Here is a 22,616-nt window from a genome sequence, read left to right on the forward strand (position 1 = left end):
ATTTTACCAATCGAAAATACTGCTCCTTTTCCTGCCTAAGAACCCTAGTGCGTTGCCTTTGTAGGCAACTCCGAATAGCCTGTAGGAAAATTCATCCTATGATTGGACGAAAGCGCAAATCCCATGACAGACATCGCCCCGCTGTTCAAACGCTCCCTGGTCGATCAGGCGCTGGAGCAACTGCGCCTGCGCATCTCCCAGGGCGTATGGGCCATCGGCGAGCGCCTGCCCACCGAGCCCGAGTTGTCCGCCGAGCTGGGTATCAGCCGTAACACCGTGCGTGAAGCCATGCGCGTATTGGCCTTCTCTGGCTTGATCGAAATCCGCCAGGGCGATGGCAGTTACCTGCGCTCGATGACCGACCCGCTGGGTACGATGCGGGCGCTGTCCCATTGCACGCTGGAGCAGGCGCAGGAGACGCGCCAGATTCTGGAAGTAGAGGCCATCGGCCTTGCCGCATTGCGTCGTACCGAAGCGGACCTTGAGGCCTTGCGCAAGGCGCTCGCCCTCAGCGCCGAGCGGTATCAGGGTGACCTGGAGGCCTATATCAGCGCCGATCTGGTGTTCCACCAGCACTTGGTGGATGCGGCGCACAACCCGGCCTTGAGCGAGCTGTACCACTACTTCTCCGCCATCGTCGGCGCGCAATTGCGCCAGACCCTGAACCGCTCACCGCGACGCCAGGCGGTGTTCGACCTGCATGGAGCGCTGCTCGATGCGGTGGAACAACAAGACCCGGACCGCGCCAAATCCCTCTGCCGGCAGTTGATCAATGAACCCTGAAGCCCCACGCAAGACCGAACTCGAAGAACTGTTGATCGACGCCGAAGCTGACGACGACAGCGTGCAGCAGGCGCAGCCGAGCGTGGTTCGGCCATGGCTGCTGTTGCTGGGCCTGGTTTTGGTGGCCTTGAACCTTCGCCCGGCCTTGTCGAGCCTGTCGCCGTTGCTGGCAGAGGTTTCGAACAGTTTGGGGTTGTCCGCCGCCAAGGCCGGTTTACTGACCACCTTGCCGGTGCTGTGCCTGGGCCTGTTTGCACCCACTGCGCCGATACTGGCACGGCGTTTCGGCGCCGAGCGCGTGGTGCTCGGTATCCTGCTTAGCTTGGCCGCCGGGATCATCTTGCGCAGTTCGTTCGGTGAGGTGGGGTTGTTCCTCGGTAGCCTGGTTGCAGGGGCGAGTATTGGCATCATCGGCGTGTTGCTGCCGGGTATCGTCAAGCGCGATTTCGCCAGGCAGGCTGGCGCCATGACCGGTGTCTACACCATGGCGTTGTGCTTGGGCGCCGCCATGGCGGCCGGTGCCTCCGTGCCACTGAGCCATGCCTTTGGCGACAGTTGGAAGATCGGCCTGGGCTTCTGGATCCTGCCGGCCCTGGTGGCGGCCCTGGTCTGGTTGCCCCAGGTTGGGCATAGGCACGGAGCCCATCGTGTGGCCTATCGTGTGAAGGGTTTATTGCGCGATCCGCTGGCCTGGCAGGTCACCTTGTACATGGGGTTGCAATCGTCCCTGGCTTATATCGTGTTCGGCTGGTTGCCTTCGATCCTGATCGGCCGCGGCCTGAGCGCGACTGAAGCCGGGTTGGCGCTGTCGGGCTCGATCATCGTGCAACTGCTCAGCTCCCTGGCCGCACCGTGGCTGGCGACGCGGGGCAAGGACCAGCGCCTGGCGATCGTGGTGGTGATGCTGCTGACTCTCGGCGGGCTGTTCGGTTGCCTGTATGCACCGCTGGAGGGCCTGTGGGGGTGGGCGATTTTGCTGGGCCTGGGGCAGGGTGGCACCTTCAGCCTGGCGCTGACCCTGATCGTGTTGCGCTCGCGCGATTCCCATGTGGCAGCCAACCTGTCGAGCATGGCCCAGGGCATCGGCTACACCCTGGCATCCATGGGCCCGTTCGCGGTTGGCCTGGTGCATGACTGGACCGGCGGCTGGGCTGCCATTGGCTGGATCTTCGCGGTGATCGGCCTGGGGGCCATCATTGCCGGGCTTGGCGCCGGGCGTGCGCGCTATGTACAGGTCACCAGCGAGAAGGTTTAGAGATACACCACTTCCAGCGTGGCCGAGCCATCGAGCGGGGTTTGCACACTCAAATCCAGATTCTGGCGAGCATTGATCACCGTCTGCACCGTGACGTTGCCCCCCAGGGTACCGATGGCCGTGGGACCGCTGACGCTGCCCTCCGCGTCGGTAAAGCCCAGGTAGCTTCGCGAGCCAATATCGATGGGGTTGAGATTGGAGGTGCGCCACGCCAGGCCACCGGTGGTGGACTCGGTGCCGTATACCTGCGCGGTGTTGCTGGCCTGGGTTTGGCGTGGGTCGAAGGTCAGCGAGTAGACCCCCAGGCGGTTGCCGCTGCTATCGAACCCCAGCCCGTAGTAAATCTCGCTATTGACCATGGCCGAACCGTCACGGTTGTCGCGCATACGCAGGGCGTAGCGAACCGGGCCATTGCAGGTGATGCCGATATGCAGCGTCTTCAGGGGCAGGCGGGTGGCGGTCTCCAGGTTCAGGTCTTGTTGGGCAATCTTGCCGTAGTCGATCAGGCCGCCGCTAGAAAGCTGCGGTGAGCAGGCGGCAGGAATAATCAGGCCGTGGACGCTCAGGTCCACCGTCGAGGCGGCCAGCACCGAGGGGGCGCAGGCCAGTAACAACAGGCTGGAAAGGATGCGGGTTTGCATGGGACGGATTCCTCACAGTTGGCTCAGGGGTAGACGATTTCGAGCGTGCCGGAACCGTTGATGTGCACCACGTCACGCAAGTCCAGGGTTTGCATCGGCGCCAGGTAAGTCTTGATGCGCATCGTGCCGGTCAGCGCCTGCACGGCGACCGGCCCGGTGGTAACGCCGGTTTTGTCGGTAAAACCCATGATGCTGTTGGCGGCCATGGGGATTTGCCGCGCGGTGGAACTGCTCCACGCCACGCCATTGCTGGTGGAATCGGTGCGGTACAAGCTGGGGAAGGCATCGGCGCTGAATTCGGCCGGGTCGATGGTCAGGTAAAAACGCCCGATCTCGTTGCGGCTGGCGTCCAGGTCCAGCCCATAAGCCGTTTCATCGGTGCCGCCCGTGGCAGAGCCGTCGCGGTTGTCCTTCATGCGCAGGGCGAAGCGGATGGGCGCGTCGCAGGTCACGCTCAGGCGCAAGGTACGGGTGGGCAGCGGCGTTTCAGTGCTGGCGTTGAGGTCTTTGGCGTACAGGGTGCCGTAGTTCACCACGCCTTGGTCGGACAAGCTCGGCAGGCAGGCGATAGGCGCGAAGTGCGCGCGCAGTGTCAGTTCCCGGTAGCGCCCGTGATGCGCGCCGTACAACATGGCGGAGACTTCCCAGGTGGTCGCATCGCGCACTTGGGTGGCGGCAGGGTCGGCCCAGGCGCGCAGGGTCAATTGCAGCGCCAGGGTTTTTCCGCTGAGTACCGTGCCTCGTTCGACGGGTGCGATGCCATGGCCGGGTCGCCATTCCATGACGCTGCCGGTGGCGACGGGCGCCTGCCCCACGGCGGGCAGCAAGCCCAGCTCCACAGCGCGGCCGTCGAGCAGGGCATTACCGGCTTCAATGGCATAGCTGCCGTGCTCGGTAAACTGCCAGCGCTGCGGGCTGGCGGCTTGCGCACGGTAGAACAGGCTGAGGTCTTCGGCCTGGGGGCAACTGACGGTCACACTCAAGCGACGCTCGCCGAGCAGGCGCTGCGGTGCGCTGTCGCTTTGGGTCAGGCGGCTCATCAGGCCGAGATCCAGCAATGGTTCACTGACGTTCAGTTGGCATTCTTCAAAAGCCTGGGCAGTACCGGCGACGCCGATCAACAGCCACAGGCACAGTTGACGCAGACAGGTTGCAAGGGGCATGGCGGGAGTCCTCAAGGTGCGTGACAGCGTGCGGGGGCCGTTTCGAAGTACACCGAGGGGTCGGCTTTTTCCGGCAGCGAGTAACGCAACTGGCAACGGCTCCCTTGGGGCGTGGTTATCCACAGCGTCGATTGGCCCAGCACATTGGGTAGAAACACCTGGCTGCCTTCCTGTACCAGGGTGATGAACTCACCCTCGGCACTGCTGACCGAGGCACCCGCCGGCAACGGCGCGCCCTGGTCGGTGCTGACGGTGAGCAGCAGGCGGCGGGTCAGGCCGACGCCGAACTCGACGCGGTCCACGGCGCCGCGGCCGGCCGAAATCATGGCCAGGCCGTTGTGGATATCGGCATTGCGCGGCAGTGAACGGGTCTGCACTTGCACCGGGCTGCGCCCGTAGGCGGCGACTTGCGGCACCACGGCCTGGCCTTGCCAGTCGGTCCACACCGGGCCGCTGGGGGTGCTGAGCTTGATGCCGCTCATGTCGCCGACCGACACCAGGGCGAAGGTGTCGCGTACCGGGTAGGGGGAAAAGGTCACGCCGTCGCCGTGCAGTACCACACCGCCGCGCGCACCGCCTTGATAGCTGGAACGCTCGGCATCGGAGCGGCTGTAGCTGACATCCAGCTGGCTGTAGCGCGGCAGGGCCGACACGCCCAGGGTGGTTTCCACTTGCTGGTCGCTGCTGTCGTGTTCGGCGCTCACGCGATAGCTGAATTGGTCGTCGATCTGTTCGGTGATGCCCAGGCCGGTACGGTTCTCGCCACCGGAGTTGCGTACCCAACTGCGCAGCCGGCGACTCTCGCCCAGCGGTACGCTGATATTGAGGTACACCGCGTTGTCCTGCTGCTGGCTACCGCCCATTTGCCATTCGGCGCTGGCCGACAACGACACCGCGCCGATGCTCGTGCCCCAGGAGGCCAGCCCACGGCTGCTGCTGTCGCCGGCAAAATTGGCCGAGCGTGAAACCCCGGCACTGAATGCACCCAGTTGGGGGTGCGACCAGCCGAGGTTGAGGCTTTGCTGGTCGCGGTAGCGCGAATCACGGTTGTTGTCGTCGCGCGCGTAAGTGCTTTCTTCGAGTTCGCGGTAACCGATGCTGCGCCAGGAATTGGCCGCGCTGATCGACCATTGTTCGCCCAGGCGCTGGGACCAGGACAGATCGGTCTGTACCCCAGACACCTTTTCCCGTGCCTGGCTATTGGACAGCTGCGTGGACAGTTGGATCTGGCTGTCCACCCACGGCAACCAGCCCAGGCTCGCGCCCACCGAACGGTATTCACTGGCCGCCAGCGCGCCCGTGCCGAGGGTCAATTGTGGGTGCAGGGCGCCGGTCCAGCCGCCACTGACTACCCACGGATCCTCGCCTTTGGCATCGCCCACATTGCGCACCCGGCCCGCCGCCACGGAGTAACCCGGCGCTGGCAGCCCGAGCCCGAGCATGGCGGCGGGCACGGTGAAGCGACGCTCACCGCCGACGCTCTCCTTGACCGTGACTTCAACGTCCGAACGCGTGTTCAAGCGACGTACATCGGTCAGGGTAAAGGGGCCGGCGGGCACTACGGTGGAATGAATCAACGCGTTGTTCTGGCGAACCTCCACCTGGGCCGGGCTGTTGGCGATGCCTTGGATCAGCGCGCCCTGGCCTTGCTCTTGAAGGGCGTGCTCGGTGAGCACCTGTACACCGGTGATCTGCGCGCCGGACAGCACCGGGTTGTACAGGTTGATTTGCCCGGCCTGCAGCACCGCCTGGTGACTGGCGAAGGTGCGTTGGGCATAGGCTTGCAAGTGGGTGCTGCGTGACAGGCCATCCTGCCAGGTCTGCACCTGGCGGCTGCGCACGATCCAGTCGCCGGCATTGAACCCCACCTCGGTATTGGCCGAGCCAAAGCGGCTGGCGTCATCCCCGAAGCGGTTGTAGAAGCCGCTGAGGTCGTAGTTGAGCAGCCCGGCAAACCCGCCGGTTTCGTAGCCGGAGATGTCCTGCTGCACGGGGCGCAAGGCGTCGGTGGGCACCACCAGCGACACTGTCAGTGTCGCCGGGTCCGGCTCCACCAGGGTTTGCGGGTACTGTGCGAGGAAATCCTGGCAGCCTGTCGTGTCATTGGGCGGCACCAGATTGGCGGCGTCCAGCAAGGCGCGGTCGAAGCACAGATAGCCCTGCTGATCGAAGTTCACCGCCAACCGGCCACGGCGCTGACCGTTGACACGCAGGTTGACGGTATGTTGCCCGGCCGCGTAACGCGGTGCGGCCAGCAACAGGCTGGCCAGCTGTGGGTCGATACCGCGTTGTTGCAAGGTCTGGGCATCGAAGCCGGACGGGCTGGAATCTTCGGCGCACACCTCGGCCGGGATGAGCGCGCACAGCAGCAACACCCGCGCCAGGGCAGGGCTGGCAAAGGGATCGGGCACGGCTTCGCCGTCACGGTAACTCAATACTGTTTTCACGCAAGGTACTCGAATAGTGAACGCGCAGGCCTTGTGGGCCGGCGTTCTGGTGACGATCAATAAGCCGTCACTTCGTTACTCAGGCGGCGCAGGTGGTCCGCCGCCTGGGGTGTTCCGTCAGAAGCTGATCGGTGCGTCGTAAGCCTTGACCGCGAACCCGTACACCGTGGCCGGCTGCAGCCTGACCGTCTTGGCCTGGCTGCTGCTGGCCGGCACGCTCAAGGCTTCGCCGGGCAGCACATACGTACGCGGCAGCATGGCCTTGCCGTCGCCTGGCAGCAGTAGCAGTTCTTGAGCCAGACGCACCACGTACGGCGTGTCGTTGCGCACCTGTAACTGGCCTTCGCGCAGTGTCCAGGTCAGGTCGGTCCAGGGCGTGCGGTTGGGCGCCAGGCCCTTGGGGTGCACGATCACCGGCAGGTTCTGGCGCACGGTCACGCCCACGCGGGCATGCCCGGTGGCTGTGGCGGCGCGGCCCTGGGGCATGCCTTCGAACACCGCGCGTTTAAGTCGCTGGGTCAGTAACGGCTGCTGGTTCTGCAGAATGAAACGCACCAGCTGGGATTTGGACGCTTCCACCCGTGACAGCGGCGGTGTCACCACCAACAGCGGTTCGGTGTCTTCCGGAATGTCCTGCAAGGTCACATGCAGCAGGGCGAGCTGGCTGTCGGTGTTGGTCACCGACACGGACGCTTCGCCTTCGGCCTCGTGCACGATCACCACGGAGGTGTCCGGGACCATACCGTCGGCTTTTACCTGATCGCCGAGCATCAAGAGCAAGGCAATCAGGCCGACAGCGGTGTTTGAGAGTGTCGTCGTCATGACGGGTTTCCATTAGCCAATAAAGGGGCGATCAGAGGTAGCGCAGGTCCAGGACGATAGCGCCGTCGAGCGGGACTTCCTGATCCAGGGTCAGGTACTGCGAAAAGTTGATGGCGGTGCTCACTTGAACCTGGACGGTCAACTGGCCTATGAAGTCCGGTTGGCGGTCCCCGACGGGTGCAAAAGCCATGTAGGAGTGCGGGTAGGCATTGGGGTCCTGTGACCAGGTTTCACCGTTGTCGGTAGAGGCCAACACCAGCATGGGCTGCGCATCGCCCACCGCGTTGCGATAGGCCAACGCCACGGAGCCCAGGCGCTCTTCGGGGGCGTGGATGTTCCTGCCCAGCCCGTAGAAATAATCGGGGGCCGACGAGGAGTCGGCGCGATTATCGATGCCCACCAGTGCAAACAGCATGGGCCTGGCGCACTGCACACGCAGATCAAGCACTTGGATGGGCAGTACGGTGAACTCGTCGGCGTTGAGGCTGCGGGAAGGGATCTTGCCGTGATCGACGGTGCCGTCATTGGTCAGCTCAATATGGCAGGCGTCCGGGGTGACACGGCCGGTAACTGTGAGGTCGACAGTCGGCGCTGCACGGGCATCGGTCATCGTGGCCAGGCCCAGCACGATGGCAAGGTTTCGCCCCCATGCCATCAGCACAGGCAACGCCAGACGCTGCCCATGCCTGCCGGTGTTCAAGGGATGGGCGGCCATGGGTCAGAGGTACTTCACTTCAAGGGTGGCGGAGCCGTCGATGGTGACTTCGTTGCTGAGGTCCAGGCCGTCGGCGCGGTTGATGATGGTGAGTACTTCCAGATCGACGCTCAAATCCTTGATCGGCAGCGGCTGCGTATCGTCGTCTATCGAGGCTGCCGCCATGTACATGCCAGGCTCCCAGAATTTCTCGGCATACCAGGAGTTACCCTGGTCCATCGATGCGATGGGTTGCACTTCGACGCCGCCGTCGGCCAGTGCTTTGCGCCAAGTGAGGGAAAAGTGGCCGAGTTTCTGGGTCTCGTTAATGAAGCCCAGACCGAAGTCGGTCGAAAGGCCTGAACCTGCCCGGTTATCGATGGGGTGCAGGGCAAACTGGATCGGCGCATCGCAATTGACGGTCATCGACAGGGTATGCACGCCAATCGCCGTTGCCCCGTCCGGGTTCAGGTCCTTGGCGGAGATCTTGCCATGGTCGATCACGCCACCACCGGACAGGCTCGGTGTGCAGGCGCTGGGCACGATCAGGCCCTTGACGGTCAGGTCCACGCTGGACGCGGCGAAGGTGGCAGCCGAGTGGAGCAGCAGGGCGCTGGCGGCCAGGGTGGTCAATCGGGTTTTCATCGGGAGGCTCCTTAGAGGTAATTGACTTGCACGGTGGCGTGGCCGTCGATGGGTACTTCGTCGGTCAGCGTCAGGTTGCTGGCGGGGGCGATGTGGGTGATCAGGCGGATTTCTGCGTCCAATGCCTGGATCGCGATCGGTGCAAGGCCGTCGCTGTCGGCGACGGCCGTCAACAAGGTATGGCTGAGCATCACCGAGGGGATCCAGGTTACGCCGCCATCCCGGGAGGTGATGGTGCGTACCGGGACGCCATCGGCCACCGGGCTATACAGGCCAAGCCCGGCATCGCCGACTTTTTCGTCACTGGGCGTCATGCCCAGGCCATGCCAACTGAAGTGGCTGGCGGCAGTGCCCGCACGGTTGTCGATGGTGTTCAGGGTAAAAAGGGTCGGCCCTTCGCAACGCACACTCAGCAGCAGGGTTTCCCTGGGCAGGTCGGTGTAGGTGTCGGCATTGAGGTCTTTGACCGACACCTTGCCGAAGTCGACGGTGCCACCGCCGGAGACCACGGGGGCACAGGCACTGGGGGTGATGACCCCTCTGACCGTCAGGTCCTGGCTGCTGGCGGCCCATACCGGGCCGGCGCCGATCAGCAACAATGCCGCGGTGAGGGTAGTGAGGGGGCTAACCATGGGTCACGTCCTGTGGGTGGGTGGGCGGTTACAGGTATTTCACTTCAAGGGTGGCGGAGCCGTTGATCGGCACCTCTGCGCTCAGGTCCATGCCGGCTGTGGGGGCGATGAGGGTTTGCACCAGAAGATCTGCCGTGACCTGTTGGACCGGGGAGGGTGCCCAACTGCCGGAGGAACGATCGCCGAACGAGGCGTGGTAGGTAATGGGCCAGGCGTCGCCCGGGACGGTTTCCCGCCAGGTGAGGCCGTTATCGGATGACTCGATCACGGCGATTGTCGCGCCGTCAGCCACCGGATTGCCTAGCGACAGGGTGTACCCGCCCAATTTTTTGCCACTGACCAGGCCCAGGCCGTAGGTATTCATCGGGTCAGCGGCGTCACCCTTGTTATCAGTGCCCTTGAGGGCCAACAGGGTTGGCGCATCGCAGGTGATCGACAGTTGCAGGGTGTGGTTGCCGAGCAACGTCCAGTGGTCCGGCTTTAAATCCTTGGCCGCGACTTTGCCGTGGTCGACGAGGCCGCCACTGGAAAGGCCGGGGGCACAGGCGCTGGGTGTAATCAGGCCCTTGACGGTCAGGTCGACGCTGCTGGCGGCGAGCGCAGAGGTGGACATGGCGAGCAGCAGGGCGCTACTCAACAGGGATGCAGGAGTCTTCATTTCCAATTGTTCCATTGCAGTCTGGCAGATAGAGACGCGTACAGGTCAGCGCTCGGCCCTGTATGGGCGAGTGGTTGGCTTGGCGGCGGTCTCACTGTTTTTTGGCGTTGCCGGGAAGTGGCAAGCCGTCTCTCTTTTGGGGTGGGCACAATTTAGCGAGAGGGCTGTGAGGGGGAAATACAACTAATACGACATTGGCTGGGCGGGTAAGCGCAGCGCGGTTCGGTAGTTTTTTTCGGCGTTTTTCGTAGTTGTTGTATCGGCTGGAAGTCATTCAAAAGGTTATAGGTTAAAGGCCGGCAACCATCAAAAGGGTGTGCCTGGCATTGCTGTATCAGTACCGCAGATTGCTGCCCAATTAATCACCACGAAGAGGTACTGATGGGTTCGCCAGGATGTTCAACCGCAGGAGCGAGCCGGGCAGTCAAACCGCCTTTTTCTCCCCCGCCTCATTGGCTGTACTTGAATATTCTGGTCGTGGAGGATCATTCAGCCTATCGCCTGTTGCTGGGTTGGCTGTTGCAAAAACTGGGGCTTGGACACGAGTTGGCCACCGATGGCTTCATGGGGTTGGACGCCGTTACCAGTCGGCCCTTCGACCTGGTTATCAGTGATTGCCGGATGCCTTTCATGGACGGTTACAGCATGGCCCGCGCCATTCGCCAGCATGAGCGCGAGCACGGGTTAAAGCGCACGCCAATCATTGCCTTGACCGCCAATCTGCAAAACGACAGCCCCCAACGTTGCCGCAAGGCCGGCATGGATGCCTGGCTGCTCAAACCCCTTACCCTTGAACAACTGCACGCCGTGCTGGTGCGCTGGTTACCGGGCGGCGAGGGCCACTATGTCGAGCAATACGCCGCTGCTGCGCTGGCTCACTGGCCCACCCGTGCCACGCTTGTGGCCACGTTTGGCAGCGACCTGGTCGTCGACCAGTTGTTGGAAACCCTGTTGATGGAGGCCTGGGGAGACCAGCGGGTGTTGCGCCATGCCCTGGCGACATTGAACGCGCCATTGACCGCCGAGCGTCTGCATCGGCTGGTGGGCAGCCTGGTGTTCCTGGGCGGCACGGGGTTGGAAACCAGTGCCGTGAGCTTGATCGAGCAGGTCCAGGCCGAGGGTGTCGCTACGCATAAGGCGCAGTTGGAAGTGTTTGAGGCACGGCTGTGCGCTTATCTGGAGTATCTGTCTGAGCTGTGAAGAATGCTGTTGCAGAGGGCTTTACCACGTCGTTGATCTAATTTTGGCTGTAGGTATTTTCCTATTGTGTTGTAGTCCAATAATTAGCCACTACTGAACATTGGGTTCGGCCGCAAGCGCCTCTTTGTTAGCAGTTGTTGATGATCGCAGGCAGAGGTATTTTGCGCGGATTCAAGTTGCCATCATTCGTGGGTGCTTATGCTTCGAGTAATTATTGCTGACGATCACCCTATTGTCCGGGTCGGGCAAAAAGTCGTGATCGAGGCGAGTGGCAAGTGCAAAGTGGTCGGTGAAGCCGACGGTCCCGATCAGTTACTCGGCGTGCTCAGTAGCACGCCGTGCGACGTGCTGGTCACGGATTTCGCCATGCCAGGCGGCCAGCAGGCCGATGGCTACTGCTTGTTGGGCCTGTTGCAGCGCCAGTATCCGCAGTTGCCGGTGATTCTGGTCACCATGTTCGCCAACGTCGCCACGTTACGCGCAGCCTTTGCCCACGGTGCCAGGGCAGTGGTCGCCAAAAGTGCTTCGGCCAAGGAGTTGCCTCTGGCGATCAAGGCGGTCCAGGCCGGGCAGACCTTCGCCAGTGAGTGCCTGCGAGTGCAACTGGTAGAGGCCGGCGCGGGGGATCAGTCCCAGGAGCCGCAGTTGTCCGGCAAGGAGCGCGAAGTGGTGCGCATGCTGGCCAGCGGCATGACCGTCAGCCAGATTGCAGCCCAGGTCAACCGCAGCATCTCCACCATCAGCAAGCAGAAAAGCACGGCGATGCAGCGCTTGAGTATTTCCACCGACGTTGACTTGTTCGCCTACGCCCGCAGTACTGGGATAGCGCAGTAGCGCGCTTATTTGCGTGGCGAATGACAGTAGCCATGACGGCGTGGGCGGCTTATCGTGCGCCTACTCTTTTGACGCCTGCGGAGCCTGCCCATGAGTGATGCCCATAACGCCCTGATCAGCCAATTCTATAGCGCCTTCCAGCGCCTGGATGCCGAGGCCATGGTCGCCTGCTACAGCGATGACGTGGTGTTCAGCGACCCGGCCTTTGGCGAACTGCGAGGCCGTGACGCAGGGGATATGTGGCGCATGCTCACCACCCGGGCCAAGGACTTTTCGTTGACCTTCGACCAGGTGCGCAGCGACGAGCGCACCGGCAGTGCGCATTGGGTGGCGACTTATCTGTTCAGCGCGACTGGCAATACGGTGGTCAACGATATCCAGGCGCGCTTTGTGTTGCGCGACGGCAAGATCTGCGAGCACCACGATCACTTCGACTTGTGGCGCTGGGCACGCCAGGCGTTGGGCACCAAGGGCCTGCTGTTGGGCTGGACGCCGCTGGTACGCAACGCCGTGCGCGCCCAGGCGAACAAAGGCCTGAAGGCATTCCAGGCCAGTCGTTGATAAACTACGCGCTCCTTTGCCTTGCCGAACCTGTCCGTGAATACGCCTGAACCCAAGCCCTGGTATGTCTACCTGGTACGCGCCGCCAATGGCGCGCTGTATTGCGGCATCAGCAACGACCCGGTGCGCCGGTTTGCCTCGCACCAGAGCGGCAAGGGCGCACGGTTTTTTCTGTCCAGCCCCGCAGTCGCGCTGGTATACACCGAGCAATGCGCGAGCAAGGGTGAGGCGCTGCGCCAGGAACGCCTGATCAAAAAGTTGAAGAAGAGCGCCAAGGAGTGCCTGGCAGCGAGTGGTTCATCAGGCTGACTGATAGGTTCCCATCACACCGTCGAGGGCTTTTGCGCGGTAATCTGCTCGTTCACTCGCCAAGCGGAACCCCGTATGTCTGAGCTCATCCTGCACCATTACCCGACCTCACCCTTTGCGGAAAAAGCGCGGCTGTTGCTGGGCTTCAAAGGCCTGTCCTGGCACTCCGTAAACATTTCGCCGGTGATGCCCAAGCCCGACCTGACGGCCTTGACCGGCGGCTACCGCAAAACCCCGGTGCTGCAAATCGGTGCGGATATCTATTGCGACACCGCCCTGATCGCTCGCCGCCTGGAGCAGGAAAAGTCCTCGCCGGCTTTGTTTCCGCCGGGCCAGGAAATGATCACCCAGACCTTCGCCACCTGGGCCGACAGCGTGGTGTTCGCCCATGCCGTCAGCCTGGTGTTCCAGCCCGAATCGGTGGCGGTGCGCTTTGGCAAGTTACCGCCGCAGGCCATCAAAGCTTTTATCGCTGACCGCGCCGCGCTGTTCAGTGGCGGCACGGCAAGCAAGCTCCCGGCTGAGTTGGCCAAGCATCAATGGCCAGCGATCATGGCGCGGTTGGAGCTACAGTTGCAGCGAGAGTCCGGCGACTTTTTGTTCGGCGCGCCGTCGATTGCCGACTTTGCCCTGGCCCACTCGCTGTGGTTCCTCAAGGCCACGCCGGTCACCGCGCCGCTGGTGGATGCTTACCCGGCCGTGCTGGCCTGGCTGGGGCGCGTGCTGGGCTTTGGTCATGGAACCACTAGCCAAATGACCGCAGAGCAGGCTTTGGACATCGCCCGCAACGCTACGCCGGCACCCTTGCCGGATGAGGTGTTCGAGGACTTGAACGGCTTTAAGGCGGGTCAGCAGGTGACCATCGCGGCCATCGACTATGGCGTTGATCCGGTGGCCGGCGAGTTGCTGTTCGCCGGGCGCGAAGAGCTGATCCTGCGTCGCACGGATGAACGCGGCGGTACCGTGCATGTGCATTTCCCGCGCTGGGGTTTTCGCATCCAGGGCATAGCTGCCTGAAGGACGAACGACTCACCTCTGTGGGCACTACATGGCCAGTGTGGGAGCTGGCTTGCCTGCGATAGCCATAGGTATCTGCACAACTTTGTAGCCTGTAGCCGCCGACGGTAACCACGATGCGAAGCGAGCCGCTCTTGATCTTGATCTGCTTTTGATCTCAGGCGCCCCGTTAAACCACGCTGGCGGATTACGGGTACACCGAGCCTGGGCGAGGTGCCGAGTGGTGGGGCAAGAGCGCTTTGGTTACTTTCGCGCTCTTCGAAAGTGACCCGCTGTAAAAGCGGAACCAATAGCAGCCATTACCGCAGGAACGGATATGTACGCGGTCTGATCCGAGATCCTGGTCGGCTTTCAGGCCGCCTTCGCAGCGATGCGGCGACCCGACAAGCCAGCTCCCACATTGGATCGCGGGGCATCAGTTATATCAGCGTCGGCTGTCAGGCCGTCGCGGGAGCAAGCTCCCTCGCCACAGGTCCTGCGTCGCATTAAAGTTGTGTAGATACCTAGGCTGCGATAGCGGTGGTTCAGTTAAAGATTCATTGACTGACACTGCGCATTCGCGGGCAAGCCCGCTCCCACAGGGGATCTGTGCCATACGCTGATTTTGTAGGCACACAGGTATGCACCCATACGCAGTAAATAAAAAAATAATTGCCAGCAGAGGTGAGGTAAATCGCCGGCCCATCCGTGTAGTGCATGAAACTGCGATCAATTCGCATTAACAGCGTTTTCTACACGGGTGCTCACAGCATGAAATCGACGGCGGGCGGTTGGGTAAAACAGTGGCTGGGAGCCTCGGTATTCACGGTGTCGGGCTTGGCCTTGCTGCCGCTTGCCATGGCACAGGCGCAGGAGCAGCAAAGCGCCCAGTTCAATTTTGCCCTGGCGGCCAAGCCGCTGCCTCAGGCGTTGAGCGATTTCAGCCGGGTCACCGGGATCAGTGTGATCTACACCGACGAAGCGCCCTACGGCCTCACTGCCCCGGCCGTCAGCGGGCAGATGAGCGCGAGCCAGGCCCTGCAACGTCTGTTGGGCCGTTCCGGCTTCACCTTCCGCCAGATCGACGCCCGTACCCTGGCGCTGGAGCCCGTGCCCACCGATGGCGCGGTCAACCTGGGCGCCACCACCATCAGTGGCACCGACCCAACCCAAGCCAGCACCAGCTACCAGCCACCGCCCACCAGTTCGGTGATGCGCTCCCATGGCCTGCTGCTGGAAACCCCGCAAACCGTCAACGTTGTGCCCGCCCAGGTATTGCGCGATCAACAGCCACGTAACCTGGATGACGCGCTCGGCAATATCAGCGGCATCACCCAGTCCAACACCCTCGGCAGCACCCAGGATGCGGTGATGCTGCGCGGCTTCGGTGACAACCGTAATGGCTCGATTATGAAGGACGGCATGCCAGTGGTGCAGGGCCGTGCGTTGAACGCCACCGCCGAGCGTGTCGAAGTGCTCAAGGGGCCGTCGTCGCTGCTGTACGGCATTCAGGACCCGGGTGGCGTGGTCAATATCGTCAGCAAGAAGCCCGAGCTGGTGCAGTCCACCGCGCTGACCGCGCGCGGTTCAACCTTCGGCAGCGGCAAGAACGGCAGCGGCGGCAACCTCGACACCACCGGCCCCATCGGTGACAGCGGCCTGGCCTATCGCTTGATCGTTGACCATGAAGATGAAGACTACTGGCGCAACTACGGTACCCACCGCGAGACGCTGGTGGCGCCGTCCCTGGCCTGGTACGGCGATGCCACCCAGGTGGTGTTCGCCTATGAACACCGCGAGTTTCTCTCGCCTTTCGACCGTGGCACCGCCATCGATCCCAAGACCCGCCACCCGTTGAACATCCCCGCGACCCGCCGTCTGGATGAGCCGTTCAACAACATGGAAGGGCGCTCCGACCTGTATCGCCTGACCGTCGACCACGACCTGAACGACGACTGGAAAGCTCATTTTGGCTACAGCTGGAACCGCGAAACCTACGACGCCAGCCAGGTGCGCGTGGTCAAGGTCAACCCCAACGGCACCCTGACCCGCAGCATGGACGGCACCCAGGGCGCGCTGACCACCGACCGCTTCGCCACCGCCAGCCTGGAAGGCAAGCTGAATGTGGCGGGTATGCAGCACGACCTGGTATTCGGCCTGGACGATGAATACCGCAAGATCTACCGCGCCGACCTGATCCGCCAGGCGCCGCGAGGCAGCTTCGATTACAACAACCCGGTGTATGGCAACGAAGTCGCCGGCTCCAACGTCAGCGCGCCGGACAGCAACCAGACCGACCTGCTGCGCAGCGACTCGCTGTTCTTCCAGGATGCGATTCATCTCAACGACCAATGGATTCTGGTCGGTGGTGCGCGCTATCAAATGTACGATCAATACGCCGGCAAAGGCGTGCCGTTCACTGCCAACACCGATGGCAATGGCCAGAAGTGGGTACCACGGGCCGGGCTGGTGTACCGCTACACCGATGAACTGTCGTTCTACGGCAGCTACACCGAGTCGTTCAAACCCAACTCCACCATCGCGCCACTGGCCAACAAAACCGTGCTGGATGGCAGTCTCGACCCTGAAGAATCCAAGGCGTGGGAGCTGGGCACCAAGTTCGACCTGCCGGGGCGTATCACCGCCAGCGCAGCGTTGTTCAATATCGACAAACGCAATGTACTGGTCCAGGTGGGCGAGGGGCTGACCTCGGAGTACAGCGTGGCCGGCAAGGTGCGCTCACGCGGTCTGGAGCTGGATGCCAGCGGCCAGTTGACTGACAAGTGGAGCCTGATCGGCAGCTATGCCTACACCGACGCCGAGGTCACCGACGACCCGACGCTCAAAGGCAATCGCCTGCAAAACGTGGCGAAAAATACTGGCTCGCTGTCGGCGGTGTATGACTTCGGCAGTGTCCTTGGCGGCGACCAATTGCGGGTCGGTGCCGGTGCGCGTTATGTGGGCGAGCGCGCAGGGGATGCGGCCAACAGCTTCGAGTTGCCGAGTTATACCGTGGCCGATGTATTCGCCAGCTACGACACCCGGCTCGACGGGCAAAAGGTCAAGTTCCAGCTCAATGTGAAGAACCTGTTCGACCGCACCTATTACACCTCTTCGGTGAACACGCAGTTCGTGTCCATTGGTGATGCGCGGCAGGTGTCGGTCTCCAGCACGTTGACCTTCTGATTCATTTATATGTGGGAGCTGGCTTGCCTGCGATGGCATCGACTGGGTTTGCCTGATACACCGATTTGCCTGCATCGCAGGCAAGCCAGCTCCCACAGGAAAGTGGATCGCATTCAGCGCCCTCGCCACGTTGATAGCGAGCTGTTAGCGTTGCCGTCATTGATGATTTGGCGGGAACAGCGCACTGATGCACTTTGGAAAATGGTTACACACCGGCACCCTGCTGGTCGGCTTGAGTTTTTTACTGGGCGGCTGCGCCAGCGTCTCCCAAACCTCCACTCCGGCAACCCTGGATAAACTGTTGAGCGACCCGGCGCTGCAAGGCGCCACGGTCTCGCTGATGGTGCGTGACGCCCGCACGGGCACCACGCTGTACCAGCACAACCCACGCACACGGTTGGTGCCCGCGTCCAACCTCAAGCTGTTGACCACGGCGGCGGCCATGGATGTGCTGGGGCCACACTACCGCTTCGCCACCCAACTGCTGAGCAATGGCATACGCCAGGGCGACCGGCTGACCGGCAATCTTTATCTGCGTGGCCTGGGCGATCCGAGCATTCAGTTTGCCGATTACCAGGCGCTGGCCGCGCAATTGGCCAGCCAGGGCGTACGCCAGGTGCAGGGCGATCTGGTGTTTGATGACACCTGGTTCGATGCCGAGCGCTTGGGCGTGGACTGGTCCCATGATGATGAAACCACCTACTACGGCGCGCAGATTTCGGCGTTGACCGTGTCACCCAATACCGATTTCGATGCCGGCAGCGTGCTGGTCACCGCCAAGGCGCCGTTGCGCGTCGGCTCGCCGGTTGGGGTGGATATCTACCCTCCCACCGATTTCCTGCAACTGAGTAACCGCGCCATCAGTGGGCCGGGCAACAGCTATGGGATCAACCGTCGCCATGGCACCAACCTGCTGCAGCTCAGCGGCGCGGTGGCGCCGGGTCGACAGAGCCAGCAACTGGTCAGCGTGTGGGAACCGACGCAACTGGTGGCCAACCTGTTTGAGCAAGCCTTGGCGCAGCAGGGCATCAGGGTGCTGGGACGTAGGGTGATGGGCGGGGCGAGTCCTGCTGGGGTGACGGTGCTGGCCGAACACCAATCGGCGCCGTTGCAGGAACTGATCGTGCCGTTGCTCAAGCTCTCGAACAATGCCATGTCCGAAGCCTTGCTCAAGGCCATGGGCCGCCAGACGGCCAACAGCGGCACAGCGGCGGCGGGCGCCGTGGCGGTGGCCGGCTTCCTCAAGCGGCAGGGGCTGGACACCAGCGCTTTGAGCCAAGTGGACGGTTCCGGCCTGTCGCGGCGTAACCTGGTGTCATCGCAAACCCTCACCGACCTGCTGCTGGCGGCCAATAAACAACCGTGGTTCGACGCCTGGTACAACGCGCTACCGGTTGCCGGCAACGCCGACCGCATGACAGGCGGCAGCCTGGGTTACCGCCTGCGTGGCACGCCGGCGGAAAATAACCTGCATGCCAAGACCGGCTCCATGGCCGGCGTCTCGTCCTTGAGCGGTTACATCACCGATGCTCACGGACGCAAGCTGGTGTTCGCGATGCTGACCAACAACTACGTAGTCGCTGGCGCGCAGGTGAAAGCTGTGGAAAACCGCGTCGCCGTGGCCCTTTCCCGTAGCGAGGACTGAATCAGGGCTGATAGCCCATGCGCCAACTCACGGCCCGGGTCGCCGCCAGCAAGTGCTGCGCCGCCGGGCCATCTTCATCGGCGTGGAACAGTGAGGTCGGGCCGACCACAGTCATCACCGCCGCCACGTGCCCGACCGCGTTGAACACCGGCGCCGACAACGCATCCACGCCAGGCATCAGCAGGCCATGTACAAAGTGCAGGCCGCGGCTGCGGATTTGCTCGCACACGCTGGCATAGGCCTGATCGTCCGCCAAGGTGTGGGCGGTGCCGGCTTGCACCTCGCGTTCGCGCAGCTCCACGGTTTCCCGCGACGGCAAGTAGGCGCTGAACACCAGCCCGGTGGACGAGCTGAGCAGCGGCAACACCGAGCCCAACTGCGTCACCACGGTGACGGCGCGCACTGCCGGCTCGATCTGCACCACGGTCGCGCCCTGGTTGCCCCACACCGCCAGAAAGCAGGTTTCATTCAACTCATCGCGCAGTTCGGCCAGGGGCATGGCGCCGACTTTCAACACATCCATGCTGCCCAGCGCCGCCAGCCCCACGCGCAACGCTTCGCGGCCCAAGCCGTAATGGTTGGTGGCGCTGTTCTGCTCGGCAAAACCCGAAGCGATCAGCGCCTGCAAATAGCGGTGGACCTTGCTCGCCGGCATCTGCACATGCTCGGCCAGGCGTGACAGCGAGGTGGCCGGGGACAGTTCGGCCAGGGCCTTGAGAATATCGGTGCCGACTTCCGCGGAGCGGACTTTCTGTTTGCCGGTGTCGCGGGGCTTTTCCATGGAAGGGCGAGAATCCGAGAGATGAATGGGCGTCTTTATAGCTTGACGGTCGACAGTGATCAAATTACGTTATGCGTAACTGGATTACGATAAAAACAACTTCTGTGCAGAGGAAGATCCATGGACCTCGAATACCTGTCGGGTTTCGGCAACGAATTCGCCAGCGAAGCCTTGCCTGGCGCGCTGCCGGTCGGCCAGAACTCGCCGCAAAAAGCCCCCTACGGGCTCTACACCGAACTGTTTTCCGGCACTGCCTTCACCATGGCGCGTAGCGAAGCCCGGCGCACCTGGCTGTACCGCATCCAGCCGTCGGCCAATCACCCGGCGTTCGTCAAACTTGTGCGGCAATTGGCCGGTGGCCCGCTGGGGGCGGTGACGCCCAATCGCCTGCGCTGGAACCCGCTGGATATTCCGAGTGAGCCCACGGATTTTATCGATGGGCTGGTCGGCATGGTTGCCAACTCGGGGTCGGAAAAACCTGCGGGCATCAGCATCTATAACTACCGCGCCAACCGCTCGATGGAGCGCGTGTTATTCAACGCCGACGGCGAGCTGCTGATCGTGCCGGAGCAGGGCCGCCTGCGCATCGCCACCGAACTGGGCGTGCTGGATGTCGAGCCGCTGGAAATCGTCGTGCTGCCCCGTGGCCTCAAGTTCCGTATCGAGCTGCTGGATGCGCAAGCACGCGGTTACGTCGCCGAGAACCACGGCGCCCCGCTGCGCCTGCCCGACCTGGGGCCCATCGGCAGCAACGGCCTGGCCAACCCGCGTGACTTCCTCACGCCGGTGGCCCGCTACGAAGACCTCAAGCAACCGACCACGCTGGTACAGAAATTCCTCGGCGAACTGTGGGCCTGCGAGCTGGACCATTCACCGCTCAACGTGGTCGCCTGGCACGGCAACAATGTGCCGTACAAATACGACCTGCGTCGCTTCAACACCATTGGCACGGTGAGTTTCGATCATCCGGACCCGTCGATCTTCACCGTGCTGACCTCGCCCACCAGCGTGAATGGCCTGGCCAACCTCGACTTCGTGATCTTCCCGCCGCGCTGGATGGTGGCCGAGAACACCTTCCGGCCGCCGTGGTTCCATCGCAACCTCATGAACGAATACATGGGCCTGATCCAGGGCGCCTACGACGCCAAGGCCGAAGGCTTCGTGCCCGGCGGCGCATCGCTGCACAGTTGCATGAGCGCCCACGGCCCGGATGGCGAGACCTGCACCAAGGCCATCAACGCTGACCTGGCGCCGCACAAGATCGATAACACCATGGCGTTCATGTTCGAGACCAGCCAAGTGCTGCGCCCGACCCAGTTCGCCCTGGAGTGCCCGCAACTGCAACCTGCTTACGACGCGTGCTGGGCCGCGCTGCCCGCCACCTTCAACCCGAACCGGAGATAACCCATGACTCAACCAACGCAGACCCGCAGCTGGGTGGCCTCGGCCAATGGTCACGCGGATTTCCCCTTGCAGAACTTGCCCCTGGGCGTGTTCAGCATCAACGGCTCGGCACCGCGCAGTGGCGTGGCGATTGGCGACATGATCCTCGACCTGCACGCTGCGCTGGATGAGTTTGACGGTGACGCCCGGCGCGCCGTCGAAGCCACTGCGGGCGGGCAGTTGAACGCGTTTTTCGAACTGGGCCGTGGCCCCCGCGTTGCCCTGCGCCAGCGCCTGCTGGAACTGCTGGCCGAAGGCAGCAAGCTGCAAACCCGCGAGACGCAAGTGCTGCACCGTGCCGCCGATTGCCATATGCACCTGCCGGCGAAGATCAATGACTACACCGACTTCTACGTCGGCATCGAGCACGCGCAGAACGTCGGTAAATTGTTCCGCCCCGATAACCCCTTGTTGCCCAACTACAAGTACGTGCCGATTGGTTACCACGGCCGTGCATCGACCATTCGCCCCTCGGGTACAGAGGTGCGACGCCCTAAAGGCCAGACCTTGCCCGCCGGCCAGACCGAGCCGACCTTTGGCCCGTGTGCGCGCCTGGACTATGAGTTGGAGCTGGGCATCTGGATCGGCCAGGGCAATGCCATGGGCGATGCGATTGCCATTGGCGATGCCGCCGAGCATATCGCCGGTTTCTGCCTGCTCAACGACTGGTCGGCGCGGGATATCCAGGCCTGGGAATACCAGCCGCTAGGGCCGTTTTTGTCGAAAAGCTTTATCACCAGCATCTCGCCGTGGGTGGTCACCGCCGAAGCCCTGGAACCTTTCCGCAAGGCCCAGCCGGCACGTCCAGAGGGTGATCCGCAACCGCTGCCTTACCTGTTGGATAAGCGTGATCAGAACGCGGGCGCCTTTGATATCGAGCTGGAAGTGCTGCTCACCACGGCCTCGATGCGTGAGCAAAACCTGCCCGCCCATCGCCTGACCCTGAGCAACACCGAGCATATGTACTGGACCGTGGCACAAATGGTTGCGCACCACAGCGTCAACGGCTGCCAGTTGCAGGCCGGTGACCTGTTTGGTTCGGGCACGTTGTCTGGCCCGCAGCCGGGGCAGTTCGGCAGCCTGTTGGAGATTACCGAAGGCGGTAAAAAGCCGATTGAATTGGCCAGCGGCGAGGTGCGTAAATTCCTCGAGGATGGCGACGAAATCATCCTGCGCGCCCGTTGCAGCCGCGAGGGCTTTGCCTCCATCGGCTTCGGCGAATGCCGCGGTACCGTGGTCGCGGCGCGCTGAGAGGGCAGGGCCATGGAACTCTATACTTACTACCGTTCTACCGCGTCGTATCGAGTACGTATTGCCCTGGCCCTCAAAGGCCTGGATTTCACTGCGCTGCCGGTCAACCTGCTGGTGCCGGCAGGCGGCGCCAACCGCCAGCCTGAATACCTGGCAATCAACCCCCAAGGGCGCGTGCCGGCGTTGCGTACCGATGAAGGGGCGTTGTTGGTCCAGTCACAGGCGATCATCGAGTACCTGGAAGAGCGTTATCCACAGGTGCCGCTGCTCTCCAAGGATTTGGTCGCCAGGGCTCATGAGCGGGCGGTGGCGTCAATCATCGCCTGTGATATCCACCCGTTGCATAACTCCAGCACCCAGAACTTGCTGCGCAAGTGGGGGCACGATGAGGCGCACTTGCTGGAGTGGATAGGGCATTGGATCAGCCAGGGCCTGGGCGCGGTGGAGCAGTTGATTGGCGACACAGGGTTTTGCCTGGGCGAGCAGCCGGGCTTGGCCGATGCGTTTCTGATCCCGCAGTTGTACGCGGCCGAGCGTTTCAAGGTGCCCTTGGCGGCGTACCCGCGCATAGGGCGAGTGGCGGCGTTGGCGGCCCAACATCCGGCCTTCATGCAGGCCCACCCCGCCAGTCAACCTGACACGCCATAGTTCCAAATGTGCGAATGCCCTC

Annotated in this window: 21 protein-coding genes; 12 read left to right on the top strand and 9 right to left on the bottom strand. The window is 62.8% G+C overall.

Annotated features, from left to right (window positions below):
• Window positions 1-123 precede the first annotated feature (123 nt).
• Window positions 124-783, top strand: a complete 660-nt coding sequence (locus BUE92_RS13440) for a FadR/GntR family transcriptional regulator (RefSeq protein WP_073524200.1) — start codon at window positions 124-126, stop codon at window positions 781-783.
• Window positions 773-2,038 carry a CynX/NimT family MFS transporter gene (locus BUE92_RS13445; protein WP_073524201.1) on the top strand — a complete coding sequence of 422 codons (1,266 nt, stop codon included), beginning with the start codon at window positions 773-775 and terminating at the stop codon, window positions 2,036-2,038. The genes BUE92_RS13440 and BUE92_RS13445 overlap by 11 nt, the downstream gene beginning before the upstream one ends.
• Here BUE92_RS13445 and BUE92_RS13450 read toward each other — a convergent pair.
• The 8 genes from BUE92_RS13450 to BUE92_RS13485 form a co-directional block, all read right to left on the bottom strand.
• A complete protein-coding gene (locus tag BUE92_RS13450; RefSeq protein WP_073524203.1) occupies window positions 2,035-2,679 on the bottom strand; it encodes a DUF1120 domain-containing protein in 645 nt (214 codons plus the stop codon). The two genes, BUE92_RS13445 and BUE92_RS13450, sit on opposite strands and share 4 nt — an antisense overlap.
• A 23-nt stretch (window positions 2,680-2,702) precedes the next feature.
• On the bottom strand, window positions 2,703-3,842 hold the full coding sequence (locus tag BUE92_RS13455) for a DUF1120 domain-containing protein (protein ID WP_073524204.1): 1,140 nt from the start codon (window positions 3,840-3,842) through the stop codon (window positions 2,703-2,705).
• Between the two features lie 11 nt (window positions 3,843-3,853).
• Complete coding sequence (locus BUE92_RS13460) at window positions 3,854-6,289, bottom strand: fimbria/pilus outer membrane usher protein (protein WP_178380709.1); 2,436 nt, start codon at window positions 6,287-6,289, stop codon at window positions 3,854-3,856.
• Window positions 6,290-6,406: 117 nt separating this feature from the next.
• Complete coding sequence (locus BUE92_RS13465; protein WP_073524206.1) at window positions 6,407-7,111, bottom strand: fimbria/pilus chaperone family protein; 705 nt, start codon at window positions 7,109-7,111, stop codon at window positions 6,407-6,409.
• A 31-nt stretch (window positions 7,112-7,142) separates the two neighbouring features.
• The gene (locus BUE92_RS13470) at window positions 7,143-7,826 is read right to left on the bottom strand and encodes a DUF1120 domain-containing protein (RefSeq protein WP_073524207.1); all 684 of its coding nucleotides are present in this window, start codon (window positions 7,824-7,826) and stop codon (window positions 7,143-7,145) included.
• A 3-nt stretch (window positions 7,827-7,829) separates the two neighbouring features.
• Window positions 7,830-8,450 carry a DUF1120 domain-containing protein gene (locus BUE92_RS13475; protein ID WP_073524208.1) on the bottom strand — a complete coding sequence of 207 codons (621 nt, stop codon included), beginning with the start codon at window positions 8,448-8,450 and terminating at the stop codon, window positions 7,830-7,832.
• A gap of 11 nt (window positions 8,451-8,461) precedes the next feature.
• A complete protein-coding gene (locus BUE92_RS13480) occupies window positions 8,462-9,082 on the bottom strand; it encodes a DUF1120 domain-containing protein (protein ID WP_073524210.1) in 621 nt (206 codons plus the stop codon).
• 28 nt (window positions 9,083-9,110) lie between these two features.
• A complete protein-coding gene (locus BUE92_RS13485) occupies window positions 9,111-9,740 on the bottom strand; it encodes a DUF1120 domain-containing protein (protein WP_073524211.1) in 630 nt (209 codons plus the stop codon).
• 381 nt (window positions 9,741-10,121) lie between these two features.
• Between BUE92_RS13485 and BUE92_RS13490 the strand changes: the two genes are divergently transcribed.
• The 7 genes from BUE92_RS13490 to dacB all read left to right on the top strand — a co-directional run bounded on the left by BUE92_RS13490 (window position 10,122) and on the right by dacB (window position 18,471).
• Window positions 10,122-10,940 carry a response regulator gene (locus BUE92_RS13490; protein WP_073524212.1) on the top strand — a complete coding sequence of 273 codons (819 nt, stop codon included), beginning with the start codon at window positions 10,122-10,124 and terminating at the stop codon, window positions 10,938-10,940.
• A gap of 198 nt (window positions 10,941-11,138) precedes the next feature.
• The gene (locus BUE92_RS13495; RefSeq protein WP_073524213.1) at window positions 11,139-11,774 is read left to right on the top strand and encodes a response regulator transcription factor; all 636 of its coding nucleotides are present in this window, start codon (window positions 11,139-11,141) and stop codon (window positions 11,772-11,774) included.
• A 90-nt stretch (window positions 11,775-11,864) separates the two neighbouring features.
• A complete protein-coding gene (locus tag BUE92_RS13500; protein WP_073524214.1) occupies window positions 11,865-12,335 on the top strand; it encodes a nuclear transport factor 2 family protein in 471 nt (156 codons plus the stop codon).
• Between the two features lie 36 nt (window positions 12,336-12,371).
• The gene (locus BUE92_RS13505) at window positions 12,372-12,644 is read left to right on the top strand and encodes a GIY-YIG nuclease family protein (RefSeq protein ID WP_073524363.1); all 273 of its coding nucleotides are present in this window, start codon (window positions 12,372-12,374) and stop codon (window positions 12,642-12,644) included.
• A gap of 75 nt (window positions 12,645-12,719) precedes the next feature.
• Window positions 12,720-13,661 carry a glutathione S-transferase family protein gene (locus BUE92_RS13510; RefSeq protein ID WP_073524215.1) on the top strand — a complete coding sequence of 314 codons (942 nt, stop codon included), beginning with the start codon at window positions 12,720-12,722 and terminating at the stop codon, window positions 13,659-13,661.
• A gap of 750 nt (window positions 13,662-14,411) precedes the next feature.
• Window positions 14,412-16,826, top strand: coding sequence for a TonB-dependent siderophore receptor (locus tag BUE92_RS13520; protein ID WP_073524216.1), 2,415 nt, complete (start codon window positions 14,412-14,414; stop codon window positions 16,824-16,826).
• Window positions 16,827-17,013: 187 nt separating this feature from the next.
• Window positions 17,014-18,471, top strand: coding sequence for a D-alanyl-D-alanine carboxypeptidase/D-alanyl-D-alanine endopeptidase (gene dacB, locus BUE92_RS13525; RefSeq protein WP_073524218.1), 1,458 nt, complete (start codon window positions 17,014-17,016; stop codon window positions 18,469-18,471).
• 1 nt (window position 18,472) lies between these two features.
• On the opposite strand, the gene BUE92_RS13530 is transcribed toward dacB, so the two are convergent.
• On the bottom strand, window positions 18,473-19,252 hold the full coding sequence (locus BUE92_RS13530; protein ID WP_073524221.1) for an IclR family transcriptional regulator: 780 nt from the start codon (window positions 19,250-19,252) through the stop codon (window positions 18,473-18,475).
• A gap of 120 nt (window positions 19,253-19,372) precedes the next feature.
• Here BUE92_RS13530 and hmgA point away from each other — a divergent pair, with 120 nt between their 5' ends.
• From hmgA to maiA, 3 genes are read left to right on the top strand one after another with little or no spacing between them, the layout of a single operon-like run.
• Complete coding sequence (gene hmgA / locus BUE92_RS13535; protein ID WP_073524223.1) at window positions 19,373-20,656, top strand: homogentisate 1,2-dioxygenase; 1,284 nt, start codon at window positions 19,373-19,375, stop codon at window positions 20,654-20,656.
• 3 nt (window positions 20,657-20,659) lie between these two features.
• Window positions 20,660-21,946 (top strand): fumarylacetoacetase, encoded by a 1,287-nt coding sequence (gene fahA / locus BUE92_RS13540; RefSeq protein ID WP_073524225.1) that lies wholly within the window; start codon window positions 20,660-20,662, stop codon window positions 21,944-21,946.
• A gap of 12 nt (window positions 21,947-21,958) precedes the next feature.
• Window positions 21,959-22,594 carry a maleylacetoacetate isomerase gene (gene maiA, locus BUE92_RS13545; RefSeq protein WP_073524226.1) on the top strand — a complete coding sequence of 212 codons (636 nt, stop codon included), beginning with the start codon at window positions 21,959-21,961 and terminating at the stop codon, window positions 22,592-22,594.
• Window positions 22,595-22,616: the final 22 nt, after the last annotated feature.

This window comes from Pseudomonas fluorescens (genome assembly GCF_001902145.1).
Lineage (GTDB): Bacteria > Pseudomonadota > Gammaproteobacteria > Pseudomonadales > Pseudomonadaceae > Aquipseudomonas > Aquipseudomonas fluorescens_BV.